At 74.5% G+C, this 17,089-nt stretch carries 14 protein-coding genes; 9 read left to right on the forward strand and 5 right to left on the reverse strand.

The window, feature by feature from the left end:
* Positions 1-18 precede the first annotated feature (18 nt).
* Positions 19-756: a hypothetical protein gene (locus NAEX_RS42265; protein WP_096333137.1), complete on the reverse strand. Its 738-nt coding sequence runs from the start codon at positions 754-756 to the stop codon at positions 19-21.
* Positions 757-1,233: 477 nt separating this feature from the next.
* Between NAEX_RS42265 and NAEX_RS42270 the strand changes: the two genes are divergently transcribed.
* The 5 genes from NAEX_RS42270 (at position 1,234) to NAEX_RS42290 (ending at position 9,834) form a co-directional block, all read left to right on the forward strand.
* A complete protein-coding gene (locus tag NAEX_RS42270) occupies positions 1,234-2,718 on the forward strand; it encodes an NAD(P)H-hydrate dehydratase (RefSeq protein ID WP_170136474.1) in 1,485 nt (494 codons plus the stop codon).
* A 434-nt stretch (positions 2,719-3,152) separates the two neighbouring features.
* A complete protein-coding gene (locus NAEX_RS49040; protein WP_100792663.1) occupies positions 3,153-4,325 on the forward strand; it encodes a tetratricopeptide repeat protein in 1,173 nt (390 codons plus the stop codon).
* Positions 4,322-5,311: an ABC transporter ATP-binding protein gene (locus NAEX_RS42280; RefSeq protein WP_096333139.1), complete on the forward strand. Its 990-nt coding sequence runs from the start codon at positions 4,322-4,324 to the stop codon at positions 5,309-5,311. Before NAEX_RS49040 ends, NAEX_RS42280 begins: the two co-directional genes overlap by 4 nt.
* Before the next feature lie 166 nt (positions 5,312-5,477).
* Positions 5,478-7,694, forward strand: a complete 2,217-nt coding sequence (locus NAEX_RS42285; RefSeq protein ID WP_096333140.1) for a Gldg family protein — start codon at positions 5,478-5,480, stop codon at positions 7,692-7,694.
* Positions 7,695-7,797: 103 nt separating this feature from the next.
* A complete protein-coding gene (locus NAEX_RS42290) occupies positions 7,798-9,834 on the forward strand; it encodes a hypothetical protein (protein ID WP_096333141.1) in 2,037 nt (678 codons plus the stop codon).
* A gap of 224 nt (positions 9,835-10,058) precedes the next feature.
* Here NAEX_RS42290 and NAEX_RS42295 read toward each other — a convergent pair whose 3' ends face one another.
* From NAEX_RS42295 to NAEX_RS42305, 3 genes are all read right to left on the reverse strand, one after another.
* Positions 10,059-10,382, reverse strand: coding sequence for a hypothetical protein (locus tag NAEX_RS42295; protein ID WP_100792664.1), 324 nt, complete (start codon positions 10,380-10,382; stop codon positions 10,059-10,061).
* Between the two features lie 511 nt (positions 10,383-10,893).
* On the reverse strand, positions 10,894-11,328 hold the full coding sequence (locus NAEX_RS42300; protein ID WP_143140093.1) for a hypothetical protein: 435 nt from the start codon (positions 11,326-11,328) through the stop codon (positions 10,894-10,896).
* 8 nt (positions 11,329-11,336) lie between these two features.
* Positions 11,337-12,008 carry a hypothetical protein gene (locus tag NAEX_RS42305; RefSeq protein ID WP_096333144.1) on the reverse strand — a complete coding sequence of 224 codons (672 nt, stop codon included), beginning with the start codon at positions 12,006-12,008 and terminating at the stop codon, positions 11,337-11,339.
* Positions 12,009-12,369: 361 nt separating this feature from the next.
* On the opposite strand from NAEX_RS42305, the gene NAEX_RS42310 reads away from it, so the two are divergent.
* Together NAEX_RS42310 and NAEX_RS51605 are read left to right on the forward strand one after the other, a co-directional pair.
* Positions 12,370-13,968, forward strand: coding sequence for an ABC transporter substrate-binding protein (locus NAEX_RS42310; protein ID WP_096333145.1), 1,599 nt, complete (start codon positions 12,370-12,372; stop codon positions 13,966-13,968).
* 368 nt (positions 13,969-14,336) lie between these two features.
* Positions 14,337-14,492, forward strand: coding sequence for a hypothetical protein (locus tag NAEX_RS51605; RefSeq protein WP_170136475.1), 156 nt, complete (start codon positions 14,337-14,339; stop codon positions 14,490-14,492).
* Positions 14,493-14,540: 48 nt separating this feature from the next.
* Here the strand turns inward: NAEX_RS51605 and NAEX_RS42315 are convergent, their stop codons facing one another.
* The gene (locus NAEX_RS42315) at positions 14,541-15,338 is read right to left on the reverse strand and encodes a hypothetical protein (RefSeq protein WP_143140094.1); all 798 of its coding nucleotides are present in this window, start codon (positions 15,336-15,338) and stop codon (positions 14,541-14,543) included.
* Between the two features lie 152 nt (positions 15,339-15,490).
* On the opposite strand from NAEX_RS42315, the gene NAEX_RS42320 reads away from it, so the two are divergent.
* Together NAEX_RS42320 and gmk are read left to right on the forward strand one after the other, a co-directional pair.
* Entirely contained in the window at positions 15,491-16,408 is a 918-nt protein-coding gene (locus NAEX_RS42320; protein ID WP_143140095.1) for a YicC family protein, read from the forward strand.
* Entirely contained in the window at positions 16,398-17,069 is a 672-nt protein-coding gene (gene gmk / locus NAEX_RS42325) for a guanylate kinase (protein WP_096333148.1), read from the forward strand. Before NAEX_RS42320 ends, gmk begins: the two co-directional genes overlap by 11 nt.
* The last annotated feature ends 20 nt before the right edge of the window (positions 17,070-17,089 follow it).

Consider the following 17,089-nt stretch of genomic DNA (forward strand, 5'->3'; position numbering starts at 1 on the left):
GAGGCCTTTCGGACATGTTTAGAAGGACATGCGGAACGGCAGGCGCGCGCCGGGCTGCTGCTTGCGGCGGACGACGTCGAAGTAGACCGAGAGGCCGACGTCCCAGTAGGGGTTCACCGCGCCGCCCTCGCGGTTGTGGAGGCCGAACAGGCCGCCGCTGGCGAAGATGTCGACGTGACGGGCGATCCGGAACTGCATGCCGCCGTGGAGGGTGCCGAACAGCGTGGAGGGCAGGCCCTCGGCGGCGGTGGCCTGCAGGCGGCCGCGGGCGTAGAGGGCGAAGAAGCTGAAGTGGTAGCCGGCGCCGCCGCCGGCGTAGCCGCCGAGCGCGGCGCGCTCGGTCCAGCCGCGGGCGTCGGCGCACGGGTGCTCGGGGCAGAAGAAGCGGCCGCCGGCGCCGCCGCCGACGCCGAGCTCGCCGTCGAGGGCGCCGTGGAGCTTGCGGTCGCGGTTCGGGGCGTAGGTGAAGCGGCCGCCGAGGTAGCCGAGGGCCCACTGGCGGAACGAGAAGTCGGCGCCGACCTCGACGCTGGCCCAGTCGCGCACGCCGTAGCCGATGAACGGGCCGCCGCTGCCGGGATAGCCCGGGTGGGCGACGGCGCCCCCGAGCTCGAGCTGGCCCTGGCGGATCCGGCCGGGCGCTCCGTAGCCGGGGCTGCGCATCGGCGGGCCGTAGGACATGCAGGCCGGGAGCGCGGCGACCAGCACGAGCAGCCGGCGACACGAACTCGCGGCCCGACGAGGATGCACGCCCATCGCCGCCGAGGATGGCAGGAAGGGTCGACGCGGGCAAGGAGCAGGAGGGGCCGAGCCGGCGAGGAGAAGGGGGATGCGTGGGCAACGACGGGACGCTCGAAGGCCGTGGAGGCAGGGTCGACGCCGGCAAGGAGCAGGACGGCCGAGCGGGCGAGAGAGGGGTGTGTGGGCGAAGACGGGACGCCCGGAGGTTGTGGAGGAAGGTCGGTCCTGAAGGAGGACCGCCCGAGGACAGGACGGCGAGCGGGCGAGGAGAGGGGGGCGTCGGCGAGGACAGGACGCGAGCGGGCGAGGAGAGAGGTGCGCGTCGGCGAGGACCGGCCCCCGGAGCGGGCGAGGAGGAAGGGTTTGCTTGGACGGAGGCAGGACCCGCCGAGCGGGCGAGGAGAGAGGGCGCGCGTCGGCGAGGACATGGTTCTCGAGACATGTGTTGCCCGCGCGCTCGCCCGCGCGGGGCGGACAAGTTATCCTCCCGGCATGACGCGCGCCTGGGCGACGCTGTGGACGAGGAGCCAGGCGGCGGCGGCCGACCGCCACACCATCGTGGATCTCGGGACGCCGTCGCCGGTGCTGATGGAGCGGGCGGCGCTGTGCTGCGCCCGCGAGGCGCTGGCGATGCGCGGCGACCTCCCGGTCTGGGCGCTGTGCGGGCCGGGCAACAACGGCGGCGACGGAGTGGCGGTGGCGCGGATCCTCCACGGGTGGGGGGTGCCGGCGCGGGCGTTCTTGCTGAGCGAACGCCTGAGCCCGGAGCTGGCCCAGCAGGTGGCCCTGGCGGAGAAGCTGGGGGTGCGGATCGATCGCGGGCTGCCGCCGGGGCAGGAGGAGGCGGTGATCGTCGACGCGATGCTCGGGACCGGGGCGGCGCCGCCGCTGCGCCAGCCGTTCGTGGCGGCGGTGGCGTGGGCCAACGCGCACCCGGGGCCGAAGCTGGCGATCGACATCCCGACCGGGATCGACGCCGACACGGGCGCCGCGCCGGGGCCGGTGTTCGCGGCCGATCGCACGGTGACGTTCGTCCGCTCGAAGCCGGGGCTGCACGTGACGCCCGGACGCGCGGCGGCCGGCGAGGTGGTGGTGGCGGACATCGGGATTGTCTCTCAGGACATGTCGAATGAGACATGTCTGATCGACCCGGTCGAGGTGGCGCGCACGATCGCGGGGCTGCGGCCGGGTTCGCACAAGGGCGAGCGCGGGCACGTGGGCATCGTCGGCGGGTCGGCGGGGACGCCGGGGGCGGCGGTGCTGGCCGGGGCGGCGGCGCTGCGGGCCGGGGCGGGCCTGGTGACGATCGCGACCGACGACCGCGAGGTGCAGGCGCAGCTGCTGGCGCACCGGCCCGAATTGATGGTGCAGCCCCGCGGCGCCGAGCCGGTGCCGGCGGCGAAGGTGCTGGTGGTCGGGCCAGGGCTGGTGCGCGAGGCGGACCGCGCGGGGCTGGCGGCGCTGTGGCTGGAAGATCGGCGGCCGGCGGTGTGGGACGCGTCGGCGCTGGCCGAGATCGCGGTCCGCTCGCCGATGCCGCGGGTGATCACGCCGCACCCGGCGGAGGCGGCTCGCTTGCTGTCCGCGAGGACAGGCGAGTCGTGGACCGCGGCGCGGGTGCAGGCCGACCGCCCGCTGGCGGCCCGCTCGCTGGCGACGGTGACGGGCGCGGTGGTGGTGCTGAAGGGCGAGGGGACGCTGGTGGCCGAGGGCGCGCGCCTGGGCGTGTGCGTGAGCGGCGGGCCGGCGCTGGCGACCGCGGGCAGCGGCGACTGCCTGGCGGGGGTGATCGCGGCGCTGCTCGGGCGCGGGCTGTCGCCGTGGGCGGCGGCGACGGCCGGGGTGCATGTCCACGGGGTGGCGGGCGAACGGCTGGTGGTCGGCGCGGTGGCGCTGGACATCGCCGACGCGATCGCGGCGGTGCTGGCGGCGCCCGAGGAGACGCACCCGCGGTTCCCGCGGCGCGTGCTCGGCTGATCGCGAGTTCGGGGCTGCGAACGCACGGCTGCCACCGAAGCAGTGGGGGCCGTTCGGAGGGCATCGTGTGGCCGAGGCCGGCAGGTCCAGGGCGCGGCGTTCGGGGGTCGTTGCGTTCATCGGTGACTCGCGGGTCGGGCGACGGCGCCGAGGTCGTGGCGACGCCGACCGAGAGGCGCGGAGGGGACCGGGGTGTTGCTGCGGGCATGGGTGACTCGTGGGCGAGGTCGCCGGGTCGACGAGCGGTCGAGGGAGCCGAGGTCGCCGCGCCGCTCGTCGCGCGGAGGTCCGGGGCGATGCGCGGCCGGGTGTTCAAGGGGCGGGACCTGTGGCACCTTTCCGGCGTGCAGCAGCGAACGCGCGCGCGGGAACCGAGTCGCCGAGGGCGTTGTCCCGTGGCCATGCGAACAGTTTCGGCGTGGTGGTGCGCGGCGGTGCTCCTGGGACTCACGGCTTGCGGGGAGGGGCAGCCGCCGGCACCTCCGCCGAAGCCGCGGGCGGAGGCGAAGGCCGCCCCGGAGGCGAAGGCCGGGCCGACCGACGAGTCGCGCGCCGAGCTGTACTTGCAGGCGAAGGAGCGGCTGGCGGCGCTGCTGCCCGAGGACAAGGACGGGCCCCGGCGGATCGTCGGCGAGCTCGGGCCCGGGCTGCGCGAGATCGCCGACAACGCCGGCGACGCGCCGCTGCGGGCCAACGCGAGCCTGCTGCTGGGGACGCTGCACGAGCGCGCGGGCGACCGGCGGACGGCGATCTCGTTCTACCGCCAGACGCTGGCGCTGCTGCCGAACGAGATCGAGCCGCGACGGGTGCTGGCGCTGGCGCTGGCGGCCGACGGGCAATTCGAGGCGGCGATCCCCGAGCAGGAGGCGGTCGTGAAGGACGACCCCGACGACCTCGAGGCGTGGCTGCTGCTCGGCGAGGTCAACGTCAAGGCGGGCCGCGCCGAGGGCGCGACGGAGGCCTACGCGGCCTACGAGATGCGGCGCCGCGGGCTCATCGACGGGCTGACGCTGCAGAACAAGGACGGCACCTACGTGATGCCGGTCGACCAGCGGGCCGCGTGCGCGCGGGCGCTGATCCCGGCCCGCGACAACGGGACGGCGCTGGCGCTGCTCTACGCGCTGCAGCGCGAGCCGGACCCGGTCGTGCGCCAGGCGCTGGCGGAGGCGATGGGGAGCCAGCGGCTGGCCGGCTACAAGGCGGCGCTGACCGACGCCGCGGCCAAGGAGGCCCACCCGGAGGCCAAGGCGGCGATGCTGTGGGCGGTCCAGGAGATCGAGCGCGACCCGCTCGAGTCGCGGCCCGGGCCGGCGCCGGTCGAGGGGGCGCCGGCGGGGGACGGGGCTCCAGGGGCAGGTGCGAAGGGACAGGACGCGAAGGACATTGCCCAGGGAGCAGGTGCGAAGGGACAGGACCTGAAGGACAGGGCCGAGGAGACAGGTGCGGCGGGCGCGGGCACGCCGGGCGCGGGTGCCGGGGCCGGGTCGGCAGGGGCCGGGGCGAGCCAGGGCACGCCGGGGGGCGCAGGCGCTCCCGGGGCGAGCGACGGGAAGCCGGCCGGGGCGAAGGCCGAGCAGGGCGCAGGGGCGCCGGCGACGAAGCGATGACCCGCGCGCCGGCGTCGCTCGCGGTCGACCACCTGTCGCACCGCTACCCGGGGGCGCCCGCGCCGGCGCTGCGCGACGTGTCGTTCCGCGTGGCGCCGGGCCAGCGCGTCGGGCTGTTGGGCCCGAACGGGGCCGGGAAGTCGACGCTGATGCGGATCGTGTGCGGGTTCTTGCCGGTGCAGGCGGGCCCGGACACGAAGGTGGCGGTGGCGGGGCTCGACGCGTCGTCGCAGTCGCTGCAGGTGCGCGAGCAGGTCGGTTACCTGCCCGAGCAGGTGCCGCTGTACGTCGAGCTGCGGGTGCGCGAACACCTGGACTTCCGGGCGGCGATCAAGCGGGTGCCCCGGCGCGCGCGGCCGGCGGAGATCCGCCGGGTCGCGGAGCAGACGGGCCTCGGCGAGATGCTCGAGCGGCCGATCGGGCACCTGTCTCGCGGCTATCGCCAGCGGGTCGGGATCGCCGACGCGCTGCTCGGCGCGCCGCCGCTGGTGGTGCTCGACGAGCCGACGGTCGGCCTCGATCCGAACCAGGTGCTCGAGATCCGGGCGATGCTCAAGTCGCTCGGCGGCGGCCAGACGCTGATCTTCTCGTCGCACATCCTGGCGGAGGTCGAGGCGCTGTGCGACCGCGTGATCGTGCTGGCCGAGGGCCGCTGCGTGGCCGACGAGTCGGTGGCCGAGGCGCTGCGCGCCAGCGAGGTCCTGGCGCGCTGGGACGGGCCGCCCGAACGCGCGGCGGAGGTGCTGCGGCTGGCGGGCGCCCAGGGGCCGCAGGTCGAGGGCCCGGTGGCCGACCCCGCGGGCTCGCGGGCGCGGGTCCGCTGCGCCGACGCGCGCGAGGCGGAGGCGCTGGCCGCCGCGCTCGGGCGCGCGAGCCTGCAGGCCGGGGTGCCGCCGGTGCAGCTCGAGGTCGGCCGCCGCAGCCTCGAGGAGCGGTTCTACCGCCTGACGAGCGGCGAGGCGGACGCCGGGCGAGGTGCGCCGTGAGGCGGGGGGCGCCGAGAGGCCGGGGCGCGGCGTGTGCTGGCCTTCGGGACATGTCCGGAAGGCCAGCCCCGGGCTCCGGGCGGACGAGCCGGTGGAAGTTCCGCGGGCGGCGGGGCGAGGCCCTTCTCGCCAACCTTCGGGACATGTCCGAAAGGCGGGGTGAGCCGTGAGCGCGCTCGGCTGGTGGGTGCGCGGGGCGTGGCACGTGGCCCGCAAGGAGCTGCTGTCGCTGTTCGTGACGCCGCTGGCGTACCTGGTGGCGACGCTGTTCCTGCTCAACCAGGGCTACAACTTCGCGCTGCTGCTGCGCGTGCTCAACGACCCGCTGGCGGCGCCCGGGCCGGTGATGCAGTTCTACTTCGGCGGCAGCTTCTTCTTGTTCTGGCTGCCGGTGATCTTCATCTGCGCGGCGCTGAGCATGCGGCTCGTGGCCGAGGAGCGGCGGCTCGGGACGCTCGAGGCGCTGCTGACGGCGCCGCTGTCGCCGGGGCAGCTGGTGGCCGGCAAGTACGTCGGGGCGTACGTGTTCTACGCGGCGCTGTGGCTGCCGACGGCGTCGTTCTACGTGCTGCTGATGGGCGCGGGGGCGCGGCCGGAGGTGGGGCCGGTGCTGGCCGGGTACCTCGGGGTCGGGCTGGTCGGCGCGAGCTTCCTGGCCGTGGGGCTGCTGGCCAGCGCGATCGCCCGCAGCCAGCTGGCGGCGGCGGTGATGACGTTCGTGGTCTGCACGATCGCGGTGATGAGCGGCTTGCTCGAAGGACAGGTGCAGTCCGAGGCGGCGAGCCGGGCGATCCAGGCGACCAGCCTGCTGACGATGATGCAGGAGCTGGCGCAGGGGATCGTCGACCCGCGCTGGGTGTACCTGCACCTGGCGGTGACGGCGTCGCTGCTGCTGGCGGCGGTGGTGGTGGTGAGCCCGCGGCGGCGCTTCGAGCACGGGCTGCAGGTCGCGCTGGCCGCGTTCACGCTGGCGAACGCGGCGGTGCTGGCGAGCCGGCACGCGGAGCGCGGCGACTGGACGGGGGGGCACGTGTACTCGCTCAGCGAGCGCGCGCGCGAGGTGCTGGCCGGGCTGTCGGCGGCGGTCGAGGTGACGGTGATCGTGCCGACGACGATCGGCGGCGGCCGGCCGAACCCGCTGCAGGCCGAGCTGCGCGAGGTGCTGGCCCGCATGACGGCGGCGGCGCCCGAGCGGCTGCGGGTGCGCTTCGTCGACCCCGACCGCGATCACCAGGAGGCGAGCGCGGCGATCGGCGACTACGCGCTGACCGGCCGCGAGCTGGCCGACGGGGTGGTGCTGATCCGCTCGGGGCAAGGAGCCGGGCTGCGCAAGGCGCATCTGCTGCCCACCGACCTGGTGTCCTTTGCGACAGGTCCCGACGTACAGGTGACGGGGCCGCGGGTGAAGGAGTTCCGCGGCGAGGAGGCGCTGCTCGGCAAGTTCCTGGCGGTGACGGACGCGCGCCGCGTGGTGGTGTGCGCGACGCAGGGGCACGGGGAGCCGGCCCTCGACAGCCTCGAGCCTTACAGCGGCTACGCGCACCTGCGCGACCTGCTGACCGACGCGGGGCTGACGGTGCGGATCGCCGACCTGTCGGGGCCGGAGGGGCTGTCGGGCTGCGACGTGCTGCTGGTCGGGGGGCCGCAGGGGCCGCTGCCGCCGGAGCACGTGAAGGAGGTCGAGCGCTTCGTCGGCGGCGGCGGCGACGTGCTGCTGCTGGCCGGGGCGGTGATCCTGCGCGGGAGCAGCGGGCTGGCGCCGAACGGGCTCGAGGAGCTGACGGCGCAGCGGGGGATCCGGTTCGGCGAGCGGGTGGTGGTCGATCCGTCGCCGATGGCCGGGGCGACGCCGTTCCTGGCGTTCACGCTGCAGGAGGGGTGGGGCGACCACCCGGCGACGGCGCGGCTGGTCGGGCAGCCGATCTCGCTGCTGCAAGTGCGCGAGCTGACGGTGGAGCCGCCGGCGACGACGCTGATCCAGACGAGCGAGCGCGGCTGGGCCGAGGCCGACATCCTGGCGTTCACCCGCGGCGAGGCGCCTCGCTTCGACCCGGCGAGCGACCGCGAGGGGCCGGTGCCCGTGGCGGCGGCGGCGGAGCTCGGCGGGTCGCGCATGATCGTGGTCGGCTCGGCCGACTTCGCCCTCAACGCGCTGCTCCGCGAAGACGTGGTCTACGACCGCGGGCGCGACTTCCTGCTCAACGCGGTCGGCTGGCTCAGCGAGCGCGACGCGCTGCTCGGGCTGCGGCCGCGCCCGCGCGAGCACGTCAAGCTGGTGCTGCAGGAGGACCAACTGGCGCAGATGGTGTGGATGTGCCTGGTCGGCCTGCCCGGCTTCGGGGCGGCGCTCGGGCTGTGGGTGCTGTGGAGGCGGCGCGTATGAAAGGACATGTTCTGAAAGGCATGTTCTCTCGGACGGCTTCGTGGGGGCCGGCGACGCTTGGGCCGTGGGGGCGGCGAGTATGAAAGGACATGTTGTGCGGGACATGTTCTCTCGGGCAGCCTCGTGGCGCCCGCGGCCGCTGACGCTGGGGCTGGCGGCGACGGCGATCGCCAGCGCGGCGCTGCTGCGCTTCGACCCGTGGGCCGGCGGCCCGGCGGCGCCGATGATCTACAGCGCGCAGTCGGCGGCCCGGCGGGTGTTCCCGGAGCTGAGCGAGCCGGCGCTGGCGCGCGCGACGATCACGCTGACGCAGGCCGGGCAGCCGCCGGTGGCGCTGGTGCCCGCGGACAACGGACAGCACGCGGTGCTCGTCGGCGACGCGCCGCTGGGGCCGGCCGACGCGGAGGGGCTGGCCGGGCTGTGGAGCTCGCTGCGGATGGCGACGACGCTGCGCGCGGTGGCGGAGGACAGCCCGCTGGGGCCGGCGCGCGGGGAGATCGCGGTCGAGGTCGACGGCCGCCGCCAGGCGGTGACGCTGCACGGGGCGGCCAGCGACGGGGTCGGCGACTACGGGACGATCGCGGGCGCGGGGACGTGGGTGGTCGAGCCGGAGCTGGCGGCGGCGCTGGCCCAGCCGGCGTCGGCGTGGCTGTCGCGGCGGCTGGTGCCGATCGAGGCCAGCGAGGCGGCGGCGGTGCGCGTGGGCCCGCTCGAGCTGGCGCGCGGGGCGGACGCGCTGTGGCGGGTGGTGGCCGGGGCTTCGCCGCACATCCTGTCGGAGCCGGCGGTGGCGCTGCGCCTCGATCGCATCGTCGCGGCGGAGTTCGAGCCGGCGCCGGCGGAGGCGAGCGAGCTGCCCGTTTCGCCATGGCTGGAAGTCCAGGACCGATCGGGCAGGCGCTGGGAGGTGCGGCTCGGGCCGCCGTGCCCGGGGCAGCCGGGGCGGGTGGTGGTCGACCGCGGGGCGGGGACGCGCGGCTGCGTGGAGGCGGAGATCGACGCGCCGTGGCCGATCGACGACCCCGACGGGGGGCTGATCGAGCCGCAGCTGGCGCCGTACGCGTACGGGCGCGTGCTGGCGGTGCAGATGGAGGCGCCGGCGCAGCGGCGGCTGCGGCGGCTGGGCGGCGGCTGGGTGGTCGAGGAGGACGGGGCGCTGCACGAGGTCGCCGAGCCGGAGGTGTTCCGCTGGTGGACGACGCTGCAGCAGGCGCCGGTCGAGCTGCCGGCGCGGCCGCTGGCGGGGTTTTTCGCCGAGGTCGACCTGACGATCGAGTCCGACAGCAGCCAGCGGCTGCGGCTGCGCTGCGGGCCGGCCGACGGGGCGCCGCTGGCCTGCCGCCGCGACGAGGCGCCGCCGCTGGTGGTGGCCCGCGAGGAGCCGCTGGCGCTGGCGTTCACCCGCGAGACGTTCGCGGAGCGCAGGCTGCTGTCCTTCGGGACAGGCGAGGTGCGCGAGCTCGAGGTGCTGCCCGGCCGGGGGAGCGACGCGGTGCGCCAGAGCGTGCGCCTCGACCTCGGAGTGTGGCGCCTCGACGCGCCGGTACATCCCGACGGGGCGGCTGCGCTCGACGAGGTCCGGCTCGAGGCGATGCTGGCCGGGCTGCAGGCGGCCCGCGCCGAGGCCTGGACCGATCGCCCGCTGACGGCGCCGCTGCGGACGATCCGCGTCGAGCGGACCGGCAGCGAGGCGGCGACGCTGGAGCTTCACCCCGACTGCGTCGGCCACGTGCCGGGGCAGCCGCGCGCGGCGCTGCTGCCGAAGTCGACCTGCACGGCGCTCGCCGACGACCTGTTGTACTCGGACCCGCTGCGCTTCTGGCTCGGGCAGGCGCGTCGCGTGGAGCTGTCCCAGGGGACACGTTCGGCGACGGCGACGCGCGAGGCGGTCGAGGAGGCGACGTGGTCGACGTCCGGCGACCCGACCCTGCTGGCAGGGCTGACCGGGTGGGAGGCGTTCCGGTCGGTACGCCTGGTCCAGGGCGAACCCCGCGGCGAGCCGACGACGGCGAAGATCCTCCGACCCGGGGCGGCGACGGTGACGGTCGACGTCGGCCCGACGATCGAGGAGACGCCGGCGTGGGTGCGCCTGCGCGGGGCCGACTGGTACTACGCGGCCGAGACCGCCGCGCGTCGCTGAGCGGCGGACCTCTCGCGCGCCGACGGTCGGCGCACGTGCTCGTCGCCGGCCAGGCAGCGGCTGGCGATGCTCGCGTCGAGCTGGCGAAGGTGTCAGGGGCGCACGCCGCCAGTGGTTCGGCCGCGGCTGGCGATGCTCGCGTCGACCGGGCGACGGGTGTCACTGCCTGCGGAGCGCGCCGCTCGAGCGTCGCCTGGCAAACTGATCGGTCCGCACCCGGGGCTTCAGTCGCCCGCGGCGGCGATCTCGGTGCACTCCTTGCCCTCGGGCATGGTGCAGATCTTGGCGTAGTCGAGGCGGAACACGCCGCCGACCTCGACGCACTCCTGCTGCCGGGCGCAGTCGTAGAACTCCTTGCACTCCGCGTCGACCGAGTCGCAGAGGTTGGCGTCCTTGTCCTCGCCGCTGGTGTCGCTGCCGTTCTTGGCGTCGCACGCGGCGCGCGCCTCCTTGAACTGCTCGCACGACTCCACCTCCGGCGCGGTGCAGGCTCCGAGGGTGAAGGCAGCGGCGAACGCGAAGGCGGCGACGAGGAAGAATCTGTGCACGGTGAGCCTCACTGGACCGGTCTCTGCGAGCGTTGCACGTCTCGCCGTCACGGAGCAACCGCTAGGCGCGAGGGGTGAAGTCGAGCAGGCCGCGGGCGCTCGCCGTCGTGGTCGCAACGCCTCGATCGCGCCGCGCACCGACGATGGCGACGCGGTCGTCGTCGCAGCGCGCGCGGCCTGATGCGAGCCCGCAGCGCATTCCGACGACGCCGGCAGGTCGAGTCGGGACCGGACGTGGCGCGATCGAAGGCGAGACACGCCGAGGTCGAACCCGCGGCGCGGCGTTCGCTGGCGGAGCCGGCGTGGGCGCGACCGAAAGCGAGACCTGCGGCGACGGACCGGGCGGAGGAGGGGGGTAAGGGCGCGAGCAAGAGCCGGGGCACGAGGACGAGCGAGACGCCGCAGCGCCGTGTGGTCGTGGTCGCCGCGATCGTGTGGCCGCAAGACGAAGAGGGCGGCCGCAGCGGAATGCCGGGGCCGCCCTCATGCGCGCGTCACCGCGATGGCAGGACTACTCTTCCTCGTCTTCCTCTTCGGGGATCCGGAGGTCGTCGTCCGTACACTCCTTGTCCTCGGGCTGCGGACACAGGGTGCGGTAGAACTCGACCGGGCAGCAGCGCTTGCCGCACTCGGGATCCTGGCTGCGAGGGACGCAGGGCTTGCCGCCGATTTTTGTGTCGACCTTCTCGGTGCCGAGGAGCCAGGTGAGGTTCGAGTCGGGCACGCACGACAAGGCGGCGGTGCAGTCGTAGAACTGCTTGCACTCCGGGTCCACGTTGTTGCACAGGTCGTAGTTGACCGGCTCGTAGCGGAACGCGTTGTTGCCGTCGCAGCTGCTGCGTACCTCCCGGAAGTTCTCGCACGACTCGATCTCGGGCGCCGTACAGGCGCCGAGCGCGAAGGCGAGGGTGAAACCGAAGAGCGAGCCCAGGAAGATCTTGTGCACGGCGCGCCTCACTTGCCCTTCTTGTTGCCCTTGTTGACCTTCTCGACCAGCTTGCGCTGCTCCTCCTCGACGCGGAGCAGCTCGATCGGGTGCCAGGCCGCAGCCTTCGGCGCGATCCAGCCCTCGGTGCCGGTGGCCGGGTCGATCGCCTTGTAGTACGTGAAGTCCAGCAGGCCGCGGGCGTCGGCGAACCCCTGGTCGGAGAAGCGCTTGAACTTGCCCTTGAAGGTGTACTGCTTGCCCTTCTCGAACACGACGTCGGGGACCTTCTCCCACCGCTTGGCGTCGTAGTCGGGGATCGTGAAGCGGTAGCCGACGACCATCATCGCCCGCTTCTTGCCCTTCTCGTCGGCCTTGTCCGTGATCCAGATGTGCGGCTGCTTGCCGGGCGGGCACTTCTCGCCCTCGGGGCAGACCGGCGGCTCGTAGATGTCCTGGACGAAGCCCTTGAGCTCGATCTCCTGGCCGGCGTCGCCGATCTTGACGTTCTCCTCGAGATCCTTGCGCAGGCCGTAGATCGACCAGGCGCCGTCCTCCCACTTCTCGGCGACCTTGCCCTCGTCGAAGTCGGGCGGGGGCGGGAGTTCAAACTTGACGTTGTCCGCCGCCGATGGTCCCTCGTCCTCCTGGGACTTTTTGACCTTGGGGGCCGGCTCGCCTCCGCAGCCCCATGGAGCCATGCAGAGTGCGGTCGTGATCAGGAGCGTAGAAGCAGAGCGCATCATCGGGAGCGTCGTCCTCCGAGCCTTCCCGCGGGGGAAGGCCGACATTCCTGGCTGTATCACGCGCACGCGCGTAGTTTCAAGTGCTCGGGCCGTTTGGTAGACGGTGGGGGTGCAATCGCCGAGCGACGCCAGGGCCCCACGCGCGCAGGTGGCGGCCCCACTCCCGGTCCGCCGCCGAAGACCGAGAGGGCTGGGCAAGCCGGCCGTCCTGCGATCTCTGGCGGGGGCGTGTCTCGCGCTCACGAGCGCCTGCAGCAGCCCGCCCGCCGAGCCGCTCCCCGCAGAGGGTCCGAGCGAAGTCCGTCCGCAGACCCCGGTGATCTCGCCTTCCGCCGAAGACACGGTGGTCGTGGCGGTGCGCCGCCTGCCCGCCACCCTGGACCCGTTCGCGGAGCTCGACCCATGGGGCCAGCGCGTGGTCGACGACCTGCTGTTCGAGGGCCTCGTCCGACGCCAGGGGGACAGCGCCCCCTGGATCGAGATGGCGCTCGCGGACCGCTGCGAGGTCGACCACGACCCGGCCGGCCGCGGGGTGGTGTGCCGCCTCCGCGAGGGCGCGCAGTTCCACGACGGCTCGCCGGTGACGCGCGAGGACGCGCTGCTCAGCGTGAATCAGTGGCTGGGTCCGCGCGGGCAGGGGCTGCGCCAGCGCCACGGGCTCGACGGGCTGCGCGCCGCCGTGCCGGCGGACGGGCCGCCGTCTGGCCCAAAGGACAGCTCGGGCCGGTGGTTGCGCCTGGTGTTCGAGCACGACGACCCGCTGGTGCTCGAGAAGATCGCGGCGATCAAGATCGTGCCGCGCGGCCGCGTGGCCCAACCAGACCAGCCGATCGGCTCGGGGCCGTTCCGCTTCGTCGCCGGCGACGACGTCCACCTGATGCTCGAGCGCACGAGCAAGGCGCCGGGGCTGGCCGGGCGGATCGTGCTGCGCGCCATCGACGACGGCGCGGCGGCGCTGACGGCCCTGCGCCGCGCGGAGGTCCACGTGCTCGCCGAGGTGGCGCCGATCCACGTGCCGAAAGAGCTGGCGAAGCCGGCGATGGCGGCCCGCTTCACCGCCTATCTGGTCAGCCCGGCGCGCTTCGACCTGCTCCTCTTTAACCTGCGCGAGGGCCCGCAGTCGGGGTCGCGGATGCGGGCGGCGCTCGACCTCGCGGCCCCGCGCGGGGAGCTGGCGCTGCAGGTCTACGGGCTGCCGGGGCTGCCGGTGACGGCGCCGGTCGATCTGCACGCGCCGGCGCCGATCGATCTGGTGGCCCTGGCCGAGGGTCGCGACGCCGAGGCCGGGCTCGGCCCGCTGGTGTCGCCGCCGGCGGTGACCGCCGACGCCACCGGTCGCGCCGCCGCCGACGCGATCCTGAACGAGCTCGGCTGGATCCACGAGCGCGGGGTTCGGCGGCGCCAGGGCGTGATGCTGCGCCTGCCGCTGACCTGGGACGCGAGCCCGGGGCTGGCGACGGGGGTGGCCCGCGCGCTGAGGGGGGCGTGGAAACAGCTCGGGGTGCAGGCGCCGAGCGTGACCGCGAGCTGGCCTTACGTACAGGCGAACCTGCTGCGCGCCGGCAAGTTCAGCGTGGCGCTGGCGCGGCTGGCGTCGGGCAGCGACGTCGACCTGTATCCGTGGTTCCACAGCCGCGGGGCGCACAACCTGACCGGAGTGGCCGACCAGACGCTCGACGCGGCGATCGACACGTACCGGGCGGCGCAGACCCGCATCGACCGCGATCGTGCGAAGCAGGCGATCGCGGCCCGCCTCGGCGAGCTGCGCCCGGCGATCGTGCTGCACGCGCCGCTGGCGGTGACGCTGCTGTCGCGCACGCTGACCGGGGTGCAGTTCGTCGACGACCTGCCGCGCCTCGATCGCCTCGGCTTCGCGCCGGGCCGCACCGACGACTCGTGGATCCGCGAGCCGTGAGCGAGCGACCCGCGAGCAGCCGGTGAGCGCGACGCGGACGGCGATCGGGACGAAGCGGCGCGCGATCCGACCGGGGCCGCGTCGAGAATTCGGCGACGCGTCGCGATCGGCGACGCGGCGCTCGAGCCGCGCGGCCGTCGACGACGCGCGCGGTCGCCCGGCAGCTGCGCGGCGTGACGTCGCGGTCCGCGGCGAGAGGCGATCGCCGCGCGGTGCGAGATCGGCGGATGCGGATCGGCCGGGTCGCGGTCGTTCGGCGAATTCGCGGCTGAATCGGGCTCCAGCGGCCGCTATTCGCAGAATTGCCGAATTGTTGAGGTGGGTGCGACACGCTGCTACTAGCGGGTCAACACGAGGAGCGCAAGCAAATGGCGACGTGGATCCTGTTCCTTCACCTCCTGTTCCCGACCGCGCCGGAAGCCGGTGCCACCAGCCACGACGACGAGGCCGGTCTGCGCTACCGCGGGCTCGAGCAGATGTTCGCCCGCTTCGACGCCGAGGCCGCGCAGGCCGACGAGCGCTGATGGTCTTTGCGACATGCTCGCCGGAGCATGTCCGCCGGGGAATGTCCGTTAGAACCTGTACAAGACGCCAGCCGAGCCCAGCAGGTGGGTCTGGTGGCGCGGCAGCGGGGCCTGGCGCAGCGCGGCGCTCTCGCCGGCGAACAGCGGGCCGGTGGCGCGGGTGCGGGCCACGTCGGTGACGACCCCGTAGCCGCGGAGCGAGAAGGTCAGGGCGACGCGACCGAGCAGGAGCTCGAGGTCGGCGCCGACCCGGACGGTGAACGCACCGACGATCTGGGCGCCCGCGCGGCCGCCCTCCAGCTCGTAGCGGATCGCGTGCGCGAGGCCGCCGACGCCGGCGTCGAGGGCGAAGTGGCCGATGTCGCCGCGCGCGAGGAAGAGCAGGGCGCCGAACTCGGCCAGCAGGAGGTCCTGCGAGAGCAGGTCGTTGTCGCTGCGGTAGCGCACCGAGCCCGAACGCACCGCCAGCTCGAGGGCGATCGGCGGGCGGATCCGGACCCGGCCCAGCGCGCCGACGCCGCCCGCGGCGACCGAGTTGCCGAGGTAGCGCGCGTCCAGATCGACGACCCGCGGGCGCAAGGGCGGGATCTGCAGGCCGACCCCCTCGATGCCGATCGCCCAGCGCCGCACCGGATCCCGCTCGCTCAGCCGCGGATGAGCCGGGCGCGCCGGCGCGGGCCCGGGAGCGGCGGGGGCCGCGGCGCCGACCACGGGCCCGGGGGCAGGACCGCCGGGATCGGGCGAGGCCGAGGGCCCGGCGGCGCGGGCCGGGCCGGCGAGGCCGACGGCCAGGACCACCGACAGGGCCCACGGTCCGCGGGCGGGGATCTCGCGAGCTCGGACCATGCGCCGGCAGGAGCATAGGCGCTCGGACGCCCCCGGCGGTAGCCCCCCGCGCGAGCCTGCCGGCGATCCTCACGGCACCGACGCGTCGGTGCCGCGGCTCGGGCTTTCTCCACAACTTGCGGCGGGGGCCGCGGAGGCGATAGTGAGCAGAGGTGCCGCTTCGCAGCATGACAGGGTTCGGCGCGACGAGCTGTGTCACCGAGATCGCCGGACAACCGATGCGGCTCGGGGTCGAGCTCCGCTCCGTCAACCAGCGCTTCCTCGAGGTGAAGATCCGCCAGCCGTTCGGCGCGGCGGCCGAACACGCGCTGCGGCGCAAGGTCGAGGCGCGGCTGCGACGGGGTCGCGTCGACGTCTACGTCCACCTGCAGGCTGCGCTCGGGGCCGCGGCGCTCGGGCCCGCGGAGCTCGAGCGGGTCGCCGAGGTGCTGGCGCAGGCGCGGCAGATCGAGGTCCACGCGCAGACCATCGGCTCGGGGACGCTGGCGCCGTTCACCGCGCTCGACGTCCTGCGCCTGCTCGCGGCCCGCAGCGGCGGCGCGGGTGAGGCCCCGACCACCGCGCCGGCCGAGCTCGACAACCTCGTCGACCTGGCCCTCGATGCGCTGTGCGCCATGCGCGAGCAGGAGGGCGCGGCCCTCGAGTCGGCGCTGCGCGAGCTCGCCGGGGCGCTGCAGGGCCACGCCGAGGCGCTGCAGTCGGCCCGCGTCGGCGAGTCCGAGCGGCTGCTGACGCGCCTGCGCGAGCGGGTCACGGCCCTGTGCGAGAAGGCCGGCGTGAGTCCGCCGCCGTCGGAGCGGCTGGCCCAGGAGGTTGCCGCGCTGGTCCAGCGCGGGGACATTGAAGAGGAGCTCGCGCGCATCGACAGCCACCTCGCCCAGCTGCGCGCGACCCTCGACGCCCCGGCCCAGGTCGGGCAGGGCAAGGTCCTGGATTTTCTGGCGCAAGAGCTGTTCCGCGAGCTGACCACGATCGGCAGCAAGATCACGAGCCACGCCGGCTCCGCGCTCGTCATCGCCGCCAAGGGAGACGTAGAGCGCATCCGTGAGCAGGTTCAGAATGTCGAGTGATTACAAAGGTTTGCTGCTCGTTGTTTCAAGCCCTTCTGGAGCCGGCAAGACGACCCTCTGCCGGCGCCTGCGGGACGAGTTCGCGCAGATCCAGTTCAGCGTCTCGTACACCACGCGGTCGCCGCGCCCCGGCGAGGTCCACGGGCGCGAGTACTTCTTCGTCGACCGCGACGCCTTCACGGCGATGGTCGCGCGCGACGAGTTCGCCGAGTACGCGCTGGTCCACGGCAACAACTACGGGACCTCGGCGTCGCTGGTCCGCGAGGCGCTGGCCAGCGGCACCGACCTGCTGTTCGACATCGACTTCCAGGGCGGGCGCCAGCTGCGGCGCTGCTTCCCGGCCGACGTGGTGCTGGTGTTCATCCTGCCGCCGTCGCTCGGCGAGCTGCAGCGGCGGCTGCAGGCCCGCAACACCGACGCGCCCGAGGTCATCGAGCGCCGCCTGCGGGTCGCCCGCGACGAGCTCAGCCACTACGCCGAGTACGACTACGTGATCGTCAACGACGACCTCAACCGCGCCTACGCCGCGCTGCGGGCGATCTACATCGCCGAGAGCCACCGCTGCGCGCGCCAGCGGAGCGCCGCCGAGGCGGTGCTGTCGGGGCAACAGGTGCTCGGCATCGCCCGCGGCGCGATCGGGGACGACAAGGAGGGCTTGTGAGCGAGCCTGCCTGTGAGCGG

Source organism: Nannocystis exedens, from assembly GCF_002343915.1.
In the GTDB taxonomy this organism is placed as follows: Bacteria; Myxococcota_A; Polyangia; order Nannocystales; family Nannocystaceae; genus Nannocystis; species Nannocystis exedens.

Excerpts from the sequence above, each read along its gene's own strand:
- NAEX_RS42265 (WP_096333137.1), bottom strand. The coding sequence starts at position 756 with ATGGGCGTGCATCCTCGTCGGGCCGCGAGTTCGTGTCGCCGGCTGCTC.
- NAEX_RS42270 (WP_170136474.1), top strand. The coding sequence starts at position 1,234 with ATGACGCGCGCCTGGGCGACGCTGTGGACGAGGAGCCAGGCGGCGGCG.
- NAEX_RS42280 (WP_096333139.1), top strand. The coding sequence starts at position 4,322 with ATGACCCGCGCGCCGGCGTCGCTCGCGGTCGACCACCTGTCGCACCGC.
- NAEX_RS42290 (WP_096333141.1), top strand. The coding sequence starts at position 7,798 with ATGTTCTCTCGGGCAGCCTCGTGGCGCCCGCGGCCGCTGACGCTGGGG.
- NAEX_RS42305 (WP_096333144.1), bottom strand. The coding sequence starts at position 12,008 with ATGGCTCCATGGGGCTGCGGAGGCGAGCCGGCCCCCAAGGTCAAAAAG.
- NAEX_RS51605 (WP_170136475.1), top strand. The coding sequence starts at position 14,337 with ATGGCGACGTGGATCCTGTTCCTTCACCTCCTGTTCCCGACCGCGCCG.
- NAEX_RS42315 (WP_143140094.1), bottom strand. The coding sequence starts at position 15,338 with ATGGTCCGAGCTCGCGAGATCCCCGCCCGCGGACCGTGGGCCCTGTCG.
- gmk (WP_096333148.1), top strand. The coding sequence starts at position 16,398 with ATGTCGAGTGATTACAAAGGTTTGCTGCTCGTTGTTTCAAGCCCTTCT.